This is a genomic window from Streptomyces sp. NPDC020747 (assembly GCF_044334695.1).
In the GTDB taxonomy this organism is placed as follows: Bacteria; Actinomycetota; Actinomycetes; order Streptomycetales; family Streptomycetaceae; genus Streptomyces.
Map to the genome: position 1 here is coordinate 319,400 of NZ_JBIRTJ010000012.1, position 15,451 is coordinate 334,850.

A 15,451-nucleotide genomic window follows, 5' to 3' on the forward strand; every position below is an offset into this window, starting at 1 on the left:
GGGACCACCGGACATCTCGCGCGGTAAGCGGCACAACTACGAGGACGAGGGAGCAGGCCTCGCCTCGGGTGGCGTGGCCGGAGCCCCGGATGCCGCTCGTCCAAAGGGGGGAGGTGTCGAAGCCCGTCCTCCCACGGCAGTCCACCCTTCGTCGACTCTCTGCGCCGCGCACTTCAACAGAAGGTTGAGAGAGCCATACCGCAGGAGTCGACCGGACATGGAACCGGGAGTAGATCCAGCTGCTGGTCACGCGGGCGGTCAAGCGGTCAAGCGGTCAAGCCACGGTGTCGGGCGGACTCGGTCGGCTCGTCCATCCGCGCGACCCCCTCGATGGCCGACCGCGTCAAGGCACTCATCGGCACCGGCATGCGCCGCATCGAAGCCCTTCTCCCGCATCAGGGGCGTGGCCACCTCGCTGACCAGGCCTTCCAGGCCGGCCAGCCAGATTACCGAACCGTAACCTACGCAGTGCTACCACGAGTAACTTACTGAAGAGTAAGGTCTTGGTGAACTGCTTCCCAGCGGCGTGGGCCGGCCCGTGGGACGGCCGCACACCCGTGCCGCGCTCGCTTGTGCACCTCTCTGCCAGCCGCTTCACAGGAGGTTCGCCATGCCCGCACGCAGCCGGCTCCTGGCCGCAGCAGTCACCGCTGCCGCCTGTCTCGGCGCTCAGGCCCTCTCGGTCGACTCCGCCACAGCAGCGGACGAGGTCGTCTCCCGAGGCGTCACCATCCCCGCGTTCTACAACCCACCCACCAGCCTGCCCGCGGCCAACGGCACGCTCATCCGCAGCGAGCCCCTCCCCCTGGCTCTCAGCCTGCCCGGACTCGACGGGCCTCTCCCCGGCCGCGCCACCCGCCTGATGTACAAGTCCACCGACTCGAACGGTCAGCCGGTGGCCGTCACGGGTGCCTACATCGAACCGAACGCGGCGTGGCAGGGCGACGGACCGCGCCCCTTGGTGGCGGTGGCACCCGGCACCATGGGACAGGGCGACCAGTGCGCCGCGTCCATGGGCCTGGAGCACCCGCTGACGCTCAACGGCCAGACGGTGTCCGTCGGTTACGAGGACCTGTCGATCTACCGCCTCCTCGCGACGGGCGCGGCAGTGGTCGTCACCGACTACGCCGGCCTCGGCGCGACCGACCGTCTCCACACCTATGTCAACCGGGTCGACGAGGGACACGCGGTGCTGGACGCCGTCCGCGCCGCCCGCTCGGTCGGCGGTGCCTCCGTCACCGCCGCTTCCCGGGTGGGGCTGTTCGGATACAGCCAGGGCGGCGGAGCGACCGCCGCGGCGGCCGAACTCCGGTCCCCCTACGCCCCCGACATCACGCTCGCCGGTACGTACGCGGGCGCGCCGCCCGCCGATCTGACCTCGGTCACCAGGGCCATCGACGGCAGCGAACTGGCCGGAGCACTGGGCTGGTCGCTCAACGGCTTCCTCCAGTCCGACCCTTCGCTCAAACCCATAGCCGAGGCGCATCTGAACGCCGTCGGCGAAGCCGCCCTCGCCGACCTGTCGACCATGTGCGTGGGGGACGCGCTGCTCGGCTACGGCTACGCGAAGAGCACCGAGTGGACGACCGACGGACGGTCCGTCAGCGACATCATCGCCGCCACACCCGCGTTGCGGTCGTTCCTGGACAGCCAGCGCATCGGCACGCTGAAACCGTCCGGGCCCGTACGGCTTGCGACGGGAGTCAGCGACAACCTCGTCCCGCACGCCCAGGCACGCCGACTCGCGTCCGACTGGTGCCGCAAAGGAGCCGACGTCACGTACAAGGCTGTCGTACTGCCCAATGTCGGCAGCGCCCTCCTCAACCACTTCGCTCCGCTGCTCACCGACCAGGGCGACGCCGTCACCTGGCTCACCGACCGGCTGTCGGGCAAGCAAGCCGTCTCCAACTGCTGGAGCATGCCGGTTCAGCCCTGACCGGCCGAACACCGGAGTTGAGCCCACGGCCCACGGCCGATGGTCAGTGGTCAGTGGTCAGTGGTCAGTGGTCAGTGACTGGACGGTGCCAGATGCGCCCGCTCTCCCTGCGCGCCGAACAGGGCGAGCAGCTCCGCGGGCCGGCTGTCGGCGCTGCCGATCCAGTGCGGTGTGCGGGTGTCGAACTCCGCGGCCTCTCCGACGCCGAGCCGGAACTCCTTCTCGCCCAGCGCGAACCTGACGTGTCCGTTCAGGACGTAGAACCACTCGTATCCGTCGTGGGTCTGCAGGTTCATCGTGGGTGCTTGGCCGGCCGGCGGATAGATCACCTTGTAGGCCTGGATGCCGCCGGCCCGCCTGGTCAGTGGCACCATCACCAGCCCGGATCGTCGCACTGGCCGCAGGTGGACGCGCGGGTCGCCGGTGGGCGGCGCCGCGACGAGGTCGTCGAGCGGGACGCCATGCGCTCGGGCCAAGGGAAGCAACTGCTCCAGCGTGGGGCGCAGCTTGCCGTTCTCGAGGCGGGAGAGCGTGCTCGCCGTGAGGCCGGTTTCGTCTGCCAGCGCCGCCAGCGTGGCGCCCCGCGCCCGGCGCAGGGCACGCAGTCGCGGCCCGACTCCGGCCAGGACGCCTTCCGCGGGGTTGTCCATGTCATCCATGCCCCGATGATGCGGATTCGCAATTTTTCTTGCAAGAGAGAAACGGCCGTGTCGATGCTGTCCGTACATCACCGGCGTCCGATGTGCGGATCGGAGCACGCTCAGCACGTCGGCCGACGAAGGGCAGACCCAGATGGATTCCACCCGACACCGACGGCCCACCGCAGACGCCGCGGGCGACCGGGATACGTCGGACGAGGACGCCGTGCTGTTCTGGGAGCGGCACTACCGCACCCGGCACGCCTGGGACGCACGCGTCAACCCACTGCTCGCCGAGACCGCCACACCGTTGCATCCCGGCGCGGCCCTGGACCTGGGCTGCGGCGTCGGCGGCGATGCCGGCTGGCTCGCCCGGCGGGGCTGGCACGTCACCGCCGTGGACATCTCCAGCACCGCCGTCGAGCGGGTAGCGGAACGGGCCCGCGAGCTGGGCGTCGCGGAGCGGGTCGTCACCGCACAGCACGATCTGGCCAGAACCTTCCCGGCCGGCCGGTTCGATCTCGTCTCCGCCCAGTACTTCCAGACCCCGCTCCCGTTGCTCCGTAGCCGAGTTCTGCGCACGGCCGCACGGGCTCTGCGCCCCGGCGGTCTCCTGCTGATCGTCGACCACGGCTCCACCGCGCCCTGGTCGTGGAACCAGGACCCCGACATCCACTACCCCACACCCACCGAGACCGGTGCGGAACTCGATCTCGACCCCGCGCGCTGGTCCGTCCTGCGCGCCGACATGCCCCGTCGCCGGGCCACCGGACCCGCCGGTGAGACGGCCACCGTCGTCGACAACGTCCTGCTCGTCCAGTTCATCGCCGGATGACCTCCCGAACCACACGACATCACCTCGGAACGGAGTGACTCGATGCCAGGAAATGGAGCGCAGCAACCCGGATCTCGATCTCGGGCGAAGGACACCGGACCTCCACTGACCGGCGCCGACGAGAAGGCAACCCTGCGGGGCTTCCTCGACCATCTACGGGACTCGGTCGCGGACAAGGTCGCGGGCGTGCCGGAACCGCAGGTCCGAACCGGCCAAGTGCCCTCGGGCACCAGCCTTCTGGGGCTGGCCAAGCACCTGGCGTTCGTCGAACGGTTCTACTTCCTCGGTGAGGATGTCGGCCGCTGGAGTACGACCATGCGGCCGTCCACGGAGGACACCGTGGACAGTGTGCTCGCCGACTACCGGAAGACCGTCGAGCGGGCGAACCAGGTCATCGACGCCTGCCCCGATCTGGCTCTTCCCTCCCCGCGGCCCCCGCGCCGAGGGCAGGCGCCATCGATGCGCTGGGTCCTGGTGCACATGATCGAAGAGACCGGCCGGCACGCCGGCCACGCCGACATCCTCCGCGAGCAGATCGACGGATCCACCGGCCGCTGACCAGCCGGCCGCTACTCAGGACCCATGTCCGGCACATCCTGACCGCCTCGGCCCGCAACCTGAATGGCTTCGATCAGCGCCTTGGTTGCCGGTGGGTCGGGTGGCTCGCCGTAGGTGACGGTGTAGATCTGGCGGGGGAAGTCGGGGATCTCGGTGGTGTGGACGTCGGGCAGGCAGTGGGCGCGGAGCGCGAGTCCGGGCAGGGTGGTGACGCCGATACCGGCGGCGACGAGGGCCTGCACGACGACCATGTCGTCGCAGACGGACTCGATGCGTGGGCTGAAGCCATGGTGCTGGCAGACGGCGGTCAGCTCGCTCTGGCACCGTTCGCAACCGCCGATCCAGGCGGAGTGGCGATGGTTCGCGACGCTGTCGTCGGGGCTCCGGCTCACCAGGTAGATGGGGTCGTCGGCCACATGGACCATGCGGAATCCTTCGTCCTCCAGCGGAGCGTGGGCGTACCGGAAGACGAGGGCTACGTCGATCTCGCCGTGTCGCAGCATCTGCAGTGCTTCGACCGGATGACGGTCGATCACGCTCAGCGTGAGGCCCGGGTGCGCCTCGGTCAGCAGGACGGCCGCCTTCGGCACGATCGTGCTCAGTACGGACGCGTTGGCGGCGAGGCGCACCCGGCCTGTCCGCAGACCGACCTGCGCGGACAGTTCGTTGGCCGCCGCGTCGACCCGTCCCACGATCTCGGTGGCCCGGTTGGCCAGCAGCTCTCCCTCGGGGGTCAGCCGGATCCCACGGCCCACCCGCTGGACAAGCTTGACACCGGTGGCCGCTTCCAGGCGGGACAGGTGATGACTCACCGACGGCTGCGAGTAGTGCAGCTCCCTCGCCGCTTCGGTCACGGACCCGTGCCGCGCCACCGCGGCCAGCACTTTGAGATGGACCAGGTTCAGCACGTATCAAGGATATCGATGTGATCTTCGAGGGACTGGCATTAGACGTCATCTGTGCATCGGCCCATGCTCGTTGGTGAGGGCGCCGACGGCCGCGCCGAGCCGACGGAGGAGGCACGATGAGCAGGCTCAGGTGTCATATCTCGATCTCGCTGGACGGTTTCGTCGCCGGCCCGAACCAGAGCGACGAGAACCCGCTCGGCGAGGGTGGCGAGGGGCTTCACGACTGGGTGGTTCCGCTGGCCGCCTTTCGCCGGGCCCAACATGTTCGGCCCCATCGGCGGCGGCGCCTGGGGCGACCAGCAGTGGACCGGCTGGTGGGGCGACAATCCGCCCTACCACTACCCCGTGTTCGTCGTGACCCATCGCCCGCGCAAGGCGGTGGAGATGGAGGGAGGGACCACGTTCCACTTCGTCACCGACGGAATCGAGTCCGCGCTGGAGCAGGCGAAGAAAGCCGCCGACGGCAGTACCTGGCCTCGGGACTGCTGGACGAGCTCGAACTGCGCGTCGTTCCGGTGTTGCTCGGTGGCGGCTCCCGTCTCCTCGACAGCCGCGGCGACGCGAATGTGCGCCTCGAACAGGTCCGTGCCGTCGAGGCGCCCGGCGTCACCCACCTCAAGTACCGGATCCTGCCCGGCGCCCCTTCATGACCGGCTCAGCGATCCTGGGCCGGCGCACCCGGCCGCGACCCACTCATGGGCAGCGAAAATCGTCTCGCTCGACGCACACCCACCCCACCCTGCTGGACCGGTTCATCGCCTGAGGCGCCGCGCCGAAGGCACTGTGCAGAGGAGAGCACCATGCAGCTCGATCGCCTGAGGACTTTCATCGACGACGTGGGACTCGTGGTGCGCAGCACCGACGACGAGCACGAGATCACGGCCCGGGTCGCCGAGCGGCTGTCCGCTCTGCTGGCCGGCGGCTACCGGCTTCCGCCGGAGGCCACGCGATCATCGTGCGAGCGTCACCTGACGTATCCGCTCCACATCGCTCCCGACGACAGCTGGTCGATGGCGTCCGTGGTCTGGGACGTGGGCCAGCGGACCCAGGTGCATTCGCACGAGACGTGGGGTGTCGCCGGCATCTACGCGGGAGTCGAACACGAGATCCGGTACCTCAAGCCGACGGCGTCCACCGCGAGCGCGCCACTGACACCGGCCGGCGAAACGCGGTGGACGCCGGGGCAGGTGACCGTCTGCTGCACCACCGACGACGATGTCCACGCCGTCGCGGCCGTCGGCAGCGAACCCACCGTCGGGATCCACGTCTACGGCGGCAACATCGGCACGATCAGACGACGGTCGTACGACCCGGCCACCGGCGAAGCCGACTGGTTCGTCTCCGGCTGGGACAGCGCCGAGGACGTGTCCCGGGCGACGGCATCGAGCTGAGAACGGGCTACAGGTCGAGCACCGCCCGGAGCGCGTCGTCGACCAGGGCCTGCTGCTCGGGGCCGATGTTGCCGAGACAGGTGCCCGTCTCGAAGCGGACCGCGGAGAGCTGGAGCAGGTTGACGGCCACGACGGAGGCGTCGACCGGAGTCGCCAGGCGCACGCTCATCGCCGTATCGGGATGCGCCGCGGGGGCGTGCAGCACCAGGGCGACCACGGCCCCGTACCGGTCGGCAAGCCCGTCGAGGCTGGCGATCAGCACGGTCCGGTTGCCCTTGCCGGTGTCGACGTCCCACACGTCGCCCTTGCGGATCGTCACAGAGTGTCGCCCTCGCCATCGAGGTCGAGGCGCTCCAGGGAGGCGAGCCGACCGGCGGCATCTAGGGTCATCTGACGGCGCACGGCCTTGACGATGTACTCGTTCAGCGACGCGGCGCCGGCTGCGGCATCGCGCAACGGCTTGTCCATGGAGTCGGGAATCCGAACGGTGATGGCAGTCATGCCACCAAATCTAGTGCCAAGTCTGCCATCACCGCACCCCCTGCCCCGATACGAGGAGGCCGGTTCGTCCAAGGCCTGGCGTCGAGCGGAAGCCCCGTACGTGCATACTCAGGCTTTGCGCGCGCACCGGCGTTCGCGAGAAGCAGGAGGTGGGCGATGGTGTCGGCATCGGGGGCGGAGTCCCGGAAGGTCACGATCAACGACGTCGCCAGGTCCGCGGGGGTGTCCCGGCAGACCGTGTCGCGGGCGCTCAACGACAAGGACGAGATCGACAGCGACACCAAACAGCGCGTGCTGGACACCGCTCGCGCGCTCGGTTACCGGCCGAGCCGGTTCGCCCGGGGCCTGGTCCGCCAGGACACCATGACCATCGGCCTGGTCATCCCCGACCTGCTCAACCCGTACTTCACCGAGGTCGCGGCCTCCGCCCTGGAGGCCGCCCGGACCCATGGCTGGCATGTCGTCGTGTACGACACCACCGACCGGGCGGAGGAGGAGCTCGGCACGCTCCAGGTGATCAGTTCGCAGGTCGACGCGGTCATCGGCTACTTCAGCTGCTCCGACGGCGAACTCGAGGCGTTCACCCGTGGCATGCCGGTGGTGCTCATCGGCCGTGAGGGCAGATCCACCCGGTTCAGCTCGATCCGGATCGACGGCCGGGAGGGCGTCCACGCCGCGGTCGCGCACCTGGTCGCGAAGGGGCACACGCGGATCGGCATGGTCGACCACCAGGCCCGGGCCGAGCCGAGCATCCGGCACACGTGGTTCACGGCGGCCGCGGCGGCGCACGGGATCGACGCGGGCATGGTGGTCGGTGCTGATCAGACGGCCGACGGTGGTGGCAAGGCGCTCAGGGAGTTGCTCACCGCTCACCCCGACGTCACCGCGGTCTTCACGTTCAACGACATCATCGCGATCGGTGCTCTCCGGGAGGCCCGCCGACTGGGCAGGAGCGTGCCGCGGGAGCTGGCGGTCATCGGCTTCGACGGACTTCAGCTCGGGGCGCTCATGGAGCCCCCGCTCACCAGCGTCGCCCTCGACACGCGGCAGCTCGGCGTGCTCGCCATCGAGCAGGTCGCACGGCTGCTGTCCGACCCGCGCACGCTCGCGGTGGAGGACCTGGTCGTACATGCCGAGCTGCGGCTGAGCGGATCCGCGTAACCCGCCGGAAGCGCATCCGACTCGCATGTCTTGACATTGAACGGCGCCGAAGCACAAACTTCGAGCACTTCGCATTGCACCTCACGAGGTACTTTCCAGTACTACGTGAACGCTCCCGTGAGCGTTCACGGGACCGCTCACAAGCATCCATACCCAATGTTCTCCCCACCTCGCCACGGCGCCCGGCGCTTGAACCGACACCGTTCCCTCCTGTCCCTTCCACTCAGAGGGCGCTCCGTCCGAGGGATCAGCATCGAGCCGCCTGGCACTGTCGCCAGCCGTTGTCTGGAACGGAAACGTATGAGCAGCACAATCACGCCCATCCGCTTCGCCGCCGTCGCCGCGAGTTCCGCAACGACGCGCTCGTCGCGCGCGGAACCGCGCCCGCGAGGTGCCGACTGCCGCCCGGAACTGCCGGGTTGCACGTTGCAGGCCGTGATGAACGACAGCGCGTCCGTCCGCGTGACGGGCACGTTCTCCGAGGCCACCACCGTGGACCTGCTCGGCCGACCGATCTCCGGCACTCCGGCCCCGGACGAACTCGAACTCGCCCTCGGTCCCTGGGAGATCCGCACGGTCGTACTCCGATAGCGCCCCGCCGTATCAGCGTCATACGTGACACACAGAAAGAGTTGTGACCTCTTGTCCACCGAGCTCTCCTCCCATGTCTCCGACATCGCGCCAGGCCGTGGCGCACTGCGCCCGGCACGCTCGTGGCTGCACTCCGACGCACCCTCGCGTTCACTGAACGGATCCTGGCGGTTCCGGCTGTCCCCCACGGCGTCGGTGACGGAGGATTTCGCGTCCGACGGATTCGACGACGACGGCTGGGACAGCATCCCCGTGCCCTCCCACTGGGTGCTGGAGGGTGACGGAGCCTACGGCCGGCCTATCTACACGAACATCCAGTTCCCCTTCCCGATCGACCCGCCCCACGTCCCGGACGAGAACCCGACCGGCGACTACCGCCGCCACTTCGACGTCCCCGCCGACTGGTCGGACGCCGAACGCGTGGTGCTGCGCTTCGACGGCGTCGAGTCGCTGTTCCGGGTATGGGTCAACGGTGTTGAGATCGGCAGCGCGAGCGGGAGCCGGCTCGCCCACGAATTCGACGTGACCTCCGCGGTGCGCACAGGCGACAACGTCGTCGCCGTACGGGTCCATCAGTGGTCGGCGGCCAGCTATGTCGAGGACCAGGACCAGTGGTGGCTGCCGGGAATCTTCCGCGACGTCACTCTGATCGCCCGTCCCGCCGGAGGCATCGAGGACGTCTGGCTGCGGACCGGCTTCGACCACGGGCGCGGTCGCGTCGAAGCGGAGATCACGGCCGACGCGGCCGCGTTCCCGGTCACCCTGCGCATCCCCGAACTCGGAGTCGAGCACCTCTGGGCGGCGCCGGCCGACGTGGCCCCCCTCGACGTCACCGGCGTGGAGCCCTGGTCGGCGGAACGGCCTCGCCTGTACGACGCCACCGTGTCCACGGCCGCGGAGAGCATCGCGCTGCGGGTGGGCTTCCGTACGGTCGAGATCCGCGGCGACCGGTTCCTGGTCAACGGCAGCCGCGTCGTCTTCCACGGGGTGAACCGTCATGAGACGCATCCCGAGCATGGCCGCGTCTTCGACGAGGAGCACGCCCGCGAGGACCTGGCCCTCATGAAGCGGTTCAACGTCAACGCCATCCGCACCAGCCACTACCCGCCGCATCCCCGGCTGCTCGACCTGGCCGACGAACTCGGCTTCTGGGTGGTCCTCGAATGCGATCTGGAGACGCACGGTTTCGACAAGATCGGCTGGGTCGGCAATCCCAGTGACGACCCGGCGTGGCGCGAGGCGTATCTGGACCGCATCCGCCGCACCGTCGAACGGGACAAGAACCATCCCAGCATCGTGATCTGGTCGCTCGGCAACGAATCGGGGACCGGCGGCAACCTGGCCGCCATGTCGGCGTGGGTCCACGCCCGCGACACCGAACGCCCCGTGCACTACGAAGGCGACTACACCGGCGAGTACACCGACATCTACTCGCGCATGTACGCGTCGGTGCCGGAGACCGAGCAGATCGGAGCCGACGGCGCACGCTCCGCACTGCTGAACTGCACTCCCGCGCAGAGCGCCCGGCAGCGCACCAAGCCGTTCCTGCAGTGCGAGTACGCGCACGCGATGGGCAACGGGCCGGGCGCGTTCGACCAGTACGAGGCACTCGTGCGCCAGTATCCGCGGCTGCACGGCGGTTTCGTATGGGAGTGGCGCGATCACGGCATCCTCGCCACCGCCCCGGACGGGACGCCGTACTACGCCTACGGCGGCGACTTCGGAGAGGTCGTGCACGACAGCAACTTCGTGATGGACGGCATGCTGTTGAGCAACGACGTCCCCACCCCCAGCCTCCACGAGTTCAAGGCGGTGGTGCAGCCCGTCGAGTTCGTCTTCGACGGCGGGAAGGTCGCGGTCACGAACCTGCGGCATTCTGCCGACACGTCCGACCTGCGCTTCCGCTGGCGCGTGGAGCACGACGGACTCCCCGTCGCCTCGGGGGACTTGGAGATCCCCGTCGTCGCCGTGGGCGAGTCGCAGCGTGCGTCACTGCCACCGATCGCCGTCGCTCCCGACGCCGAGACGTGGCTCACGATCGACGCGACGCTGGCAGCCCCAACTCCTTGGGCACCTGAAGGACATGTGCTCGCGACGGCCCAACTGGACTGCTCGACACGGCTTCCCGTGCCCGCGGTCCGGCCACAGGCCGATTGGCGGCCGGGCGACGGAACCCTGTCCCTCGGAATCGCCGAGTTCGCCGGTGGATCCCTCGTCCGCCTGGCCGGCCGCGCCGTGGCCGGGCCGCGGCTGGAGCTGTTCCGCGCGCCGACCGACAACGACGAAAGCCCGTCCGACGGGGTCGAGGACAGCGACGACAGCATCGCCGGGGTGTCCAGCGCCGACCTGTGGCGTCGTGACGGCCTCGACCGGCTGACCACACGTCGCGTCTCCGTGGAGCACACCGCGGACGCACTGCGCACCCTCGACAAGGTCTCCGCCGCGAACTCCGCGCTGTACGTGCTGGTGGAGTCCGCCTGGTCGATCCAGGACGGCGAGCTGGAACTGCGCGTGGAGATCGAGCCCTCGCGCGGCTGGCGGACGGTGTGGCCCCGGATCGGGGTCCGCTTCGACCTGCCCGACGGCGTGGCTCCCGTCGACGGGGCCCAGTGGTTCGGCCTGGGCCCGCTGGAGTCCTACCCCGACAGTCTCCGCGCGGCCCGTACAGGCCGTTTCTCCGCCTCGGTCGACGACCTCTCGGTCGACTACGCACGCCCCCAGGAGACCGGACACCGCTCCGAACTGCGTCGGCTGACACTGACGAGCGGCTCCACCGAGGTACTGCGCATCGAGGCCCTGCCCGACAGCCGGGGGCGTCGCCCCGGCTTCACTCTCGGCCGCCACACCCCCCAGCAGATCGCCCGAGCCGCACATCCCTTCGAGCTCGACGACTCGACGACGAGCCACCTGATCGTCGACGCGGCCCAGCACGGTCTCGGCTCGCGGACGTGCGGACCGGACGTCTGGCCCGAGTTCGCACTTAGGCCCGAGGCCCGCACGATCAGGTTGCGCATCTCTGCGGGATAAGGATCCGCGCCGGTGCCTGCGGCGTGGTGCGCGGCCTGCAGTCAGCGGGCCGCGCGCGCCGCGGGCCCGGGTGCTGAGCTGGTTCTGGTCCGGTCTGGTCTGGTCTGCCGCATCCGGATCAGACGTCGATCGGGGTCAACCCGGGGTAGATGGCGTGCCAGCGGTAGCGGCGGCAGTGGAAGTGCCAGTACGCATAGGCGGTCATGTACCGGTCGAGGTGCGGGCGTTGCTCGTCGTCGGCGAGCTCCAGGACGCGGCGGTAGGCGGCCAGTCCGCTGTCGAGGCTCCGGCGGTAGGCGGCGAGGTAGGGGATGTTCTCGCTCACCGAGCGACGGTAGATCCGGCTGGCGAGGAAGTCCTCGCCGTGAACCGCCTCCTTGTAGAAGGACAGGACGTCGTTGATGTCGTTGAGAAACGCGACGCACGGGCTCAGCGCCGCCGACCAGAACGGCCGATTGCGGTGGGCACTCAAGCAGGGATCGGTGAACTGAAGTGCGGTGAACCAGAACTGGGAGAAGCCGTTGAAGACACGGACGAAGTCACTGTCGCCCCCGTCGGACGCCTCCGGAGTGAACTCCGCCTCCATGAGGACTCCGGTAATCGCGTTGTAGAAAAAGGTCTTGAAGACGGCGAGGAACGTCGGATCGCAGAAAGGCGCGACCTCGTTGAACATGTGCCGGATGTATCGGGTGTTCGGCGATGACGCGCCGTGCTCGTGCAGCATGCCGGCCCGCAGGACGGCTTCGGCCTCTGCGGGGTCGTGGCAGCACACGTCATCCATGTTGGTGGTGAACACCCAGATGCGGTCGAGTGCGAGGGCGAGCGCGTCGTCGGCGATGGGCACCATGAAGGCACGCATCAGCGTGATGTTGTGGGTGGTGGCGGTGGGGACGGTGACGCCGAACGCCTCGAACTCGGCCGTGAGCACGCCGGCGTCGGCGCGGGCCTGAGCGAGGTCGACGGGCGGATCGAAGGCCTCGGTGAGGGCGATCATCTCGTCGACAAGGCCGGAGGCCACGACACCGGCGACCATGGTGCGATGGCGGGGATCGGGGACCGCCTCCAGGCCGCTCCGCGCGGTGCAGTGGAGAGTGTCCACGCCAGGCGGTCGGGGGTGCCTGATCATGCGGCGACCTGTCGAGTCCACACCGCGTCCTTCCGTACGTCGTTTCCGGTCAAAGGCACGTACCTCGCCCCGAGGCTGCCCTGACAAGAACCGCAATTCGGTCGAATCTCGTGAACATCACCCGACCGGGATCGGAGCACCTCCCAAACCCGCCTTTGCGCCTGCGCGCAGGCAGCTGCCTGGGCGCAGCCCGGCGGTTCGTCCTCGGTCGGTACGAACTGCATCGTGGGCATCCCCGCCGCGTCGAAGTTGGCGGTGTCCGGGCCGATCAGAGTCATGTAGCCGGCGAGCCTCTGGATGTTCCGCGAGGGTGGCTCGCCCTTGACCTGCTCGGGCCCGGGGAGCACGTGGTCGAGGACCCACCAACGGCCGCCGAGCTTCACCCAGGAACATGACGACAGCTTGGCGCGGTGCTTTCATGCACCTCAGGCGCTGCGGGTACGTGTTCCGTTCGATCCCTGCCGTCCACGGAGAGTTCTGAGGTGCACGCGTCGCAGCCCGTGTTCCCGGGCCGTGTCCCTATGGGCCCGGGGTGAGACGTATCAGCAGGACAGCGGGCGTGCGTGGCAGTGACACCCGCAGTCCGTCCCCGTCCCAGAGCGCCGTTCCGGCTGTCCGGGAGGGGGACGGGTGCAGGATCTCCGTGTGGACCCTCCGGCCCGCCAAGTGCCCTACCGGCAGCTGGAGTTCGGGCTCCCCGCCACGGCGCCAGACCGAGAGGTACGACGTACTGTCTCCGGGCACCCGCATGCCCAGGGCCAGCCATTCGTCCGTCCAGCCCGGCAGGCCGAGCGGCCAGAAGGGCACGGCCTCCGCCAGCTCCCCGCGGATCGACTTGTACGTGGTCACCGCGTCCCGTACGAGGGCGAGCTGACGCTCCGACATCCGGTTCAGGTGGCCCGACAGGTGGATGCGCCCGAGCAGCGCCCCACCCAGGGTGAAGGTGATCAGGTCGTCGTCGTACCCAGGCTGCGGGTAGGCCCAGACGGCGCCCTGCTCGGGCGGGACCGCCGTCGGTGCGGCGGCCGCGATCAGCGGGAGGCGCAGCGGGTCCTGCTGGTCGCTGGTGGACTGCAGCTGGGCGACGGCCAGCGTCGCTCCGTCCATCCGCATCCCGCCCGAGGCGCAGTTCTCGATCACCAGTCCCGGGTACCGGTCCAGCACCCCGGACAGCCAGTCCAGGTACGCCTCGGCGTGGCCGAGCAGTCCGGCTCCCGGCGCGATGTCCCCGGGCGCGCAGGTCCCCGGGTCGACCACGATGTTGTAGTCCAGTTTGAGGTAGCCCACCCCCCAGTCGCCGACGATCCGGTCCACCGTCTTGTCCAGGTGCGCACGGGCGGCGGGGTGTCGCAGATCGAGCTGGTGGCGGCCCTGCTCGGTGATGCGCAGGCCGTCGCGCTGGAAGAAGGCGTCGGGCGGCAGTGAGTCCGCGACAGGACTGCGCACGCCCACGACCTCCGGCTCCAGCCACAGCCCGGGCACCATGCCACGCTCCCGGATCCGGCCCAGGACCTCCTGGATTCCGCCGTCGGGGAAGCGGCGCGACGCGGGCAGCCACTCGCCGACGCTGTCCCACCAGCCCTCGGTGCCGTCGTCGTACCAGCCGGAATCGATGCAGAAGTACTCCGACCCGGCCTCGGCGGCCGCGTCGATGAGCGGCAGCAGTTTCTCCGTCGTCGGGTCACCCATCAGCGTGTTCATGTAGTCGTTGAAGACGACCGGCAGCGTGGTGTGGTCCGGGTGCGGGCGGCGTACGGCACGGCGGTACGAGGTCAGGGCGCCGAAGGCGTCGTCCAGCCCGGAACCGAGGGCCAGGACGCCGTGCACGGTGGTGAGTTCGGAGCCGGGTGCCAGTCGGACCCGCCACTGGTGCTCCGCGTCCATGGGCCCGTTCAGCGCCAAATACGTGCCGTGGTCGCGCTCGCCGAGGTCCCATCGCCAGCCCGCCGGGGATTCGACCTGCCACAACCAGGCCCGGTCGCCCCCGCGTTCGGTGAGGGCGCCCATCGGAAGGTGTCCGTCGGTGGGCCAGCTGCCGCGTCCGGCCAGGGTCAGTGCTGCCCGGCTGTCGTGCTGGTGGACGTCGACATGGATGTCGGTGACGGTGTCCCGCAGCGGCTCGGCGCACCAACGGCACTCCGCCAGCCAGTCGTTGCGCGCGCGGTGGACGTCGAGGCCGTCGGGGGAAGGAAGGGCGCCGAGCAGCAGACTGCTGACGGACTGGACGACGAGGGGTTCCTCTCCGTCGTTGCGGAGGCGGACGCGGGAGCGGAGCACGGGCAGTCCGATGGGCGAGGACAACTCGACGAATGCGGTCAACCGGGTGCCGGGGTCGTGGAGTTCGACAGTCAGGCGGGTCCAGCCGTCGCGTTCCTCGGTGACGTGACCGCAGTAGCGCAGGCGCGAACCGAGGGCCGTACCGGTGAAGCGCGGGCCGGACCAGCCGCTTCCGTGACCGAGGGCAGTGAGCTCCACAAGGTGGAGAGGGGCATCGGAACCGGACTCGGACACCGGGTCACCGACGGGGGCCACCCCGCTCGAACGAGGTTGAGGGCAGGGGCGTGCCAGCCGGACCAACCGCGGAACCCCGTCGGCGCCGGTGACGAACTCCGCCTCCAGCGCCCGGTGCCCCCAAGTCACCTTCTGATGCGTGCCGTTGGGGGCCGCGCCCGCCGCGTCCGAAGTAACGGTCAACGTCTTCCCCTCCCGCTGACCGCCACTGACGGCGGTCCGAGTCTGTCGCGTGAATTCATGATTACGGTCTCTTGACGAGCCTCAT

The 15,451-nt window shown here is 69.4% G+C and carries 13 protein-coding genes and 1 pseudogene; 8 read left to right on the forward strand and 6 right to left on the reverse strand.

Translation table 11 applies throughout. The annotated features are described in order from the left end of the window. Positions 1-610 precede the first annotated feature (610 nt). Positions 611-1,936, forward strand: coding sequence for a lipase family protein (locus ACH4YP_RS30235; RefSeq protein WP_398493735.1), 1,326 nt, complete (start codon positions 611-613; stop codon positions 1,934-1,936). A gap of 71 nt (positions 1,937-2,007) precedes the next feature. On the opposite strand, the gene ACH4YP_RS30240 is transcribed toward ACH4YP_RS30235, so the two are convergent. Further along, positions 2,008-2,595: an XRE family transcriptional regulator gene (locus tag ACH4YP_RS30240; RefSeq protein WP_361050499.1), complete on the reverse strand. Its 588-nt coding sequence runs from the start codon at positions 2,593-2,595 to the stop codon at positions 2,008-2,010. A 133-nt stretch (positions 2,596-2,728) separates the two neighbouring features. Here ACH4YP_RS30240 and ACH4YP_RS30245 point away from each other — a divergent pair, with 133 nt between their 5' ends. Together ACH4YP_RS30245 and ACH4YP_RS30250 are read left to right on the forward strand one after the other, a co-directional pair. After that, on the forward strand, positions 2,729-3,409 hold the full coding sequence (locus tag ACH4YP_RS30245) for a class I SAM-dependent methyltransferase (RefSeq protein ID WP_398493737.1): 681 nt from the start codon (positions 2,729-2,731) through the stop codon (positions 3,407-3,409). Positions 3,410-3,451: 42 nt separating this feature from the next. Next, entirely contained in the window at positions 3,452-3,967 is a 516-nt protein-coding gene (locus ACH4YP_RS30250) for a DinB family protein (RefSeq protein WP_398493739.1), read from the forward strand. A gap of 11 nt (positions 3,968-3,978) precedes the next feature. On the opposite strand, the gene ACH4YP_RS30255 is transcribed toward ACH4YP_RS30250, so the two are convergent. Next, positions 3,979-4,875: a LysR family transcriptional regulator gene (locus ACH4YP_RS30255; RefSeq protein ID WP_398493741.1), complete on the reverse strand. Its 897-nt coding sequence runs from the start codon at positions 4,873-4,875 to the stop codon at positions 3,979-3,981. A 116-nt stretch (positions 4,876-4,991) separates the two neighbouring features. Here ACH4YP_RS30255 and ACH4YP_RS30260 point away from each other — a divergent pair. Both ACH4YP_RS30260 and ACH4YP_RS30265 read left to right on the forward strand, forming a co-directional pair. Then, positions 4,992-5,525 (forward strand): annotated as a pseudogene (locus tag ACH4YP_RS30260) (dihydrofolate reductase family protein). Positions 5,526-5,675: 150 nt separating this feature from the next. Then, complete coding sequence (locus ACH4YP_RS30265) at positions 5,676-6,266, forward strand: hypothetical protein (protein ID WP_361050515.1); 591 nt, start codon at positions 5,676-5,678, stop codon at positions 6,264-6,266. Positions 6,267-6,273: 7 nt separating this feature from the next. Here the strand turns inward: ACH4YP_RS30265 and ACH4YP_RS30270 are convergent, their stop codons facing one another. Together ACH4YP_RS30270 and ACH4YP_RS30275 are read right to left on the reverse strand one after the other, a co-directional pair. Beyond that, positions 6,274-6,585: a hypothetical protein gene (locus ACH4YP_RS30270; protein WP_361050518.1), complete on the reverse strand. Its 312-nt coding sequence runs from the start codon at positions 6,583-6,585 to the stop codon at positions 6,274-6,276. After that, positions 6,582-6,767 (reverse strand): hypothetical protein, encoded by a 186-nt coding sequence (locus ACH4YP_RS30275; protein ID WP_143642668.1) that lies wholly within the window; start codon positions 6,765-6,767, stop codon positions 6,582-6,584. The genes ACH4YP_RS30270 and ACH4YP_RS30275 overlap by 4 nt, the downstream gene beginning before the upstream one ends. 156 nt (positions 6,768-6,923) lie before the next feature. On the opposite strand from ACH4YP_RS30275, the gene ACH4YP_RS30280 reads away from it, so the two are divergent. The 3 genes from ACH4YP_RS30280 (at position 6,924) to ACH4YP_RS30290 (ending at position 11,546) form a co-directional block, all read left to right on the forward strand. Next, on the forward strand, positions 6,924-7,928 hold the full coding sequence (locus ACH4YP_RS30280) for a LacI family DNA-binding transcriptional regulator (RefSeq protein ID WP_361050521.1): 1,005 nt from the start codon (positions 6,924-6,926) through the stop codon (positions 7,926-7,928). Between the two features lie 300 nt (positions 7,929-8,228). Further along, positions 8,229-8,519: a hypothetical protein gene (locus ACH4YP_RS30285; protein WP_398493744.1), complete on the forward strand. Its 291-nt coding sequence runs from the start codon at positions 8,229-8,231 to the stop codon at positions 8,517-8,519. Between the two features lie 51 nt (positions 8,520-8,570). After that, a complete protein-coding gene (locus tag ACH4YP_RS30290) occupies positions 8,571-11,546 on the forward strand; it encodes a glycoside hydrolase family 2 TIM barrel-domain containing protein (RefSeq protein ID WP_398493746.1) in 2,976 nt (991 codons plus the stop codon). 118 nt (positions 11,547-11,664) lie between these two features. Here the strand turns inward: ACH4YP_RS30290 and ACH4YP_RS30295 are convergent, their stop codons facing one another. Both ACH4YP_RS30295 and ACH4YP_RS30300 read right to left on the reverse strand, forming a co-directional pair. Then, the gene (locus ACH4YP_RS30295) at positions 11,665-12,645 is read right to left on the reverse strand and encodes a hypothetical protein (RefSeq protein WP_398493748.1); all 981 of its coding nucleotides are present in this window, start codon (positions 12,643-12,645) and stop codon (positions 11,665-11,667) included. Positions 12,646-13,191: 546 nt separating this feature from the next. Next, the gene (locus tag ACH4YP_RS30300) at positions 13,192-15,366 is read right to left on the reverse strand and encodes a glycoside hydrolase family 36 protein (RefSeq protein WP_398493750.1); all 2,175 of its coding nucleotides are present in this window, start codon (positions 15,364-15,366) and stop codon (positions 13,192-13,194) included. Positions 15,367-15,451 lie beyond the last annotated feature (85 nt).

Excerpts from the sequence above, each read along its gene's own strand:
- ACH4YP_RS30240 (WP_361050499.1), bottom strand. The coding sequence starts at position 2,595 with ATGGATGACATGGACAACCCCGCGGAAGGCGTCCTGGCCGGAGTCGGG.
- ACH4YP_RS30245 (WP_398493737.1), top strand. The coding sequence starts at position 2,729 with ATGGATTCCACCCGACACCGACGGCCCACCGCAGACGCCGCGGGCGAC.
- ACH4YP_RS30265 (WP_361050515.1), top strand. The coding sequence starts at position 5,676 with ATGCAGCTCGATCGCCTGAGGACTTTCATCGACGACGTGGGACTCGTG.
- ACH4YP_RS30285 (WP_398493744.1), top strand. The coding sequence starts at position 8,229 with ATGAGCAGCACAATCACGCCCATCCGCTTCGCCGCCGTCGCCGCGAGT.
- ACH4YP_RS30250 (WP_398493739.1), top strand. The coding sequence starts at position 3,452 with ATGCCAGGAAATGGAGCGCAGCAACCCGGATCTCGATCTCGGGCGAAG.
- ACH4YP_RS30235 (WP_398493735.1), top strand. The coding sequence starts at position 611 with ATGCCCGCACGCAGCCGGCTCCTGGCCGCAGCAGTCACCGCTGCCGCC.
- ACH4YP_RS30275 (WP_143642668.1), bottom strand. The coding sequence starts at position 6,767 with ATGACTGCCATCACCGTTCGGATTCCCGACTCCATGGACAAGCCGTTG.
- ACH4YP_RS30280 (WP_361050521.1), top strand. The coding sequence starts at position 6,924 with ATGGTGTCGGCATCGGGGGCGGAGTCCCGGAAGGTCACGATCAACGAC.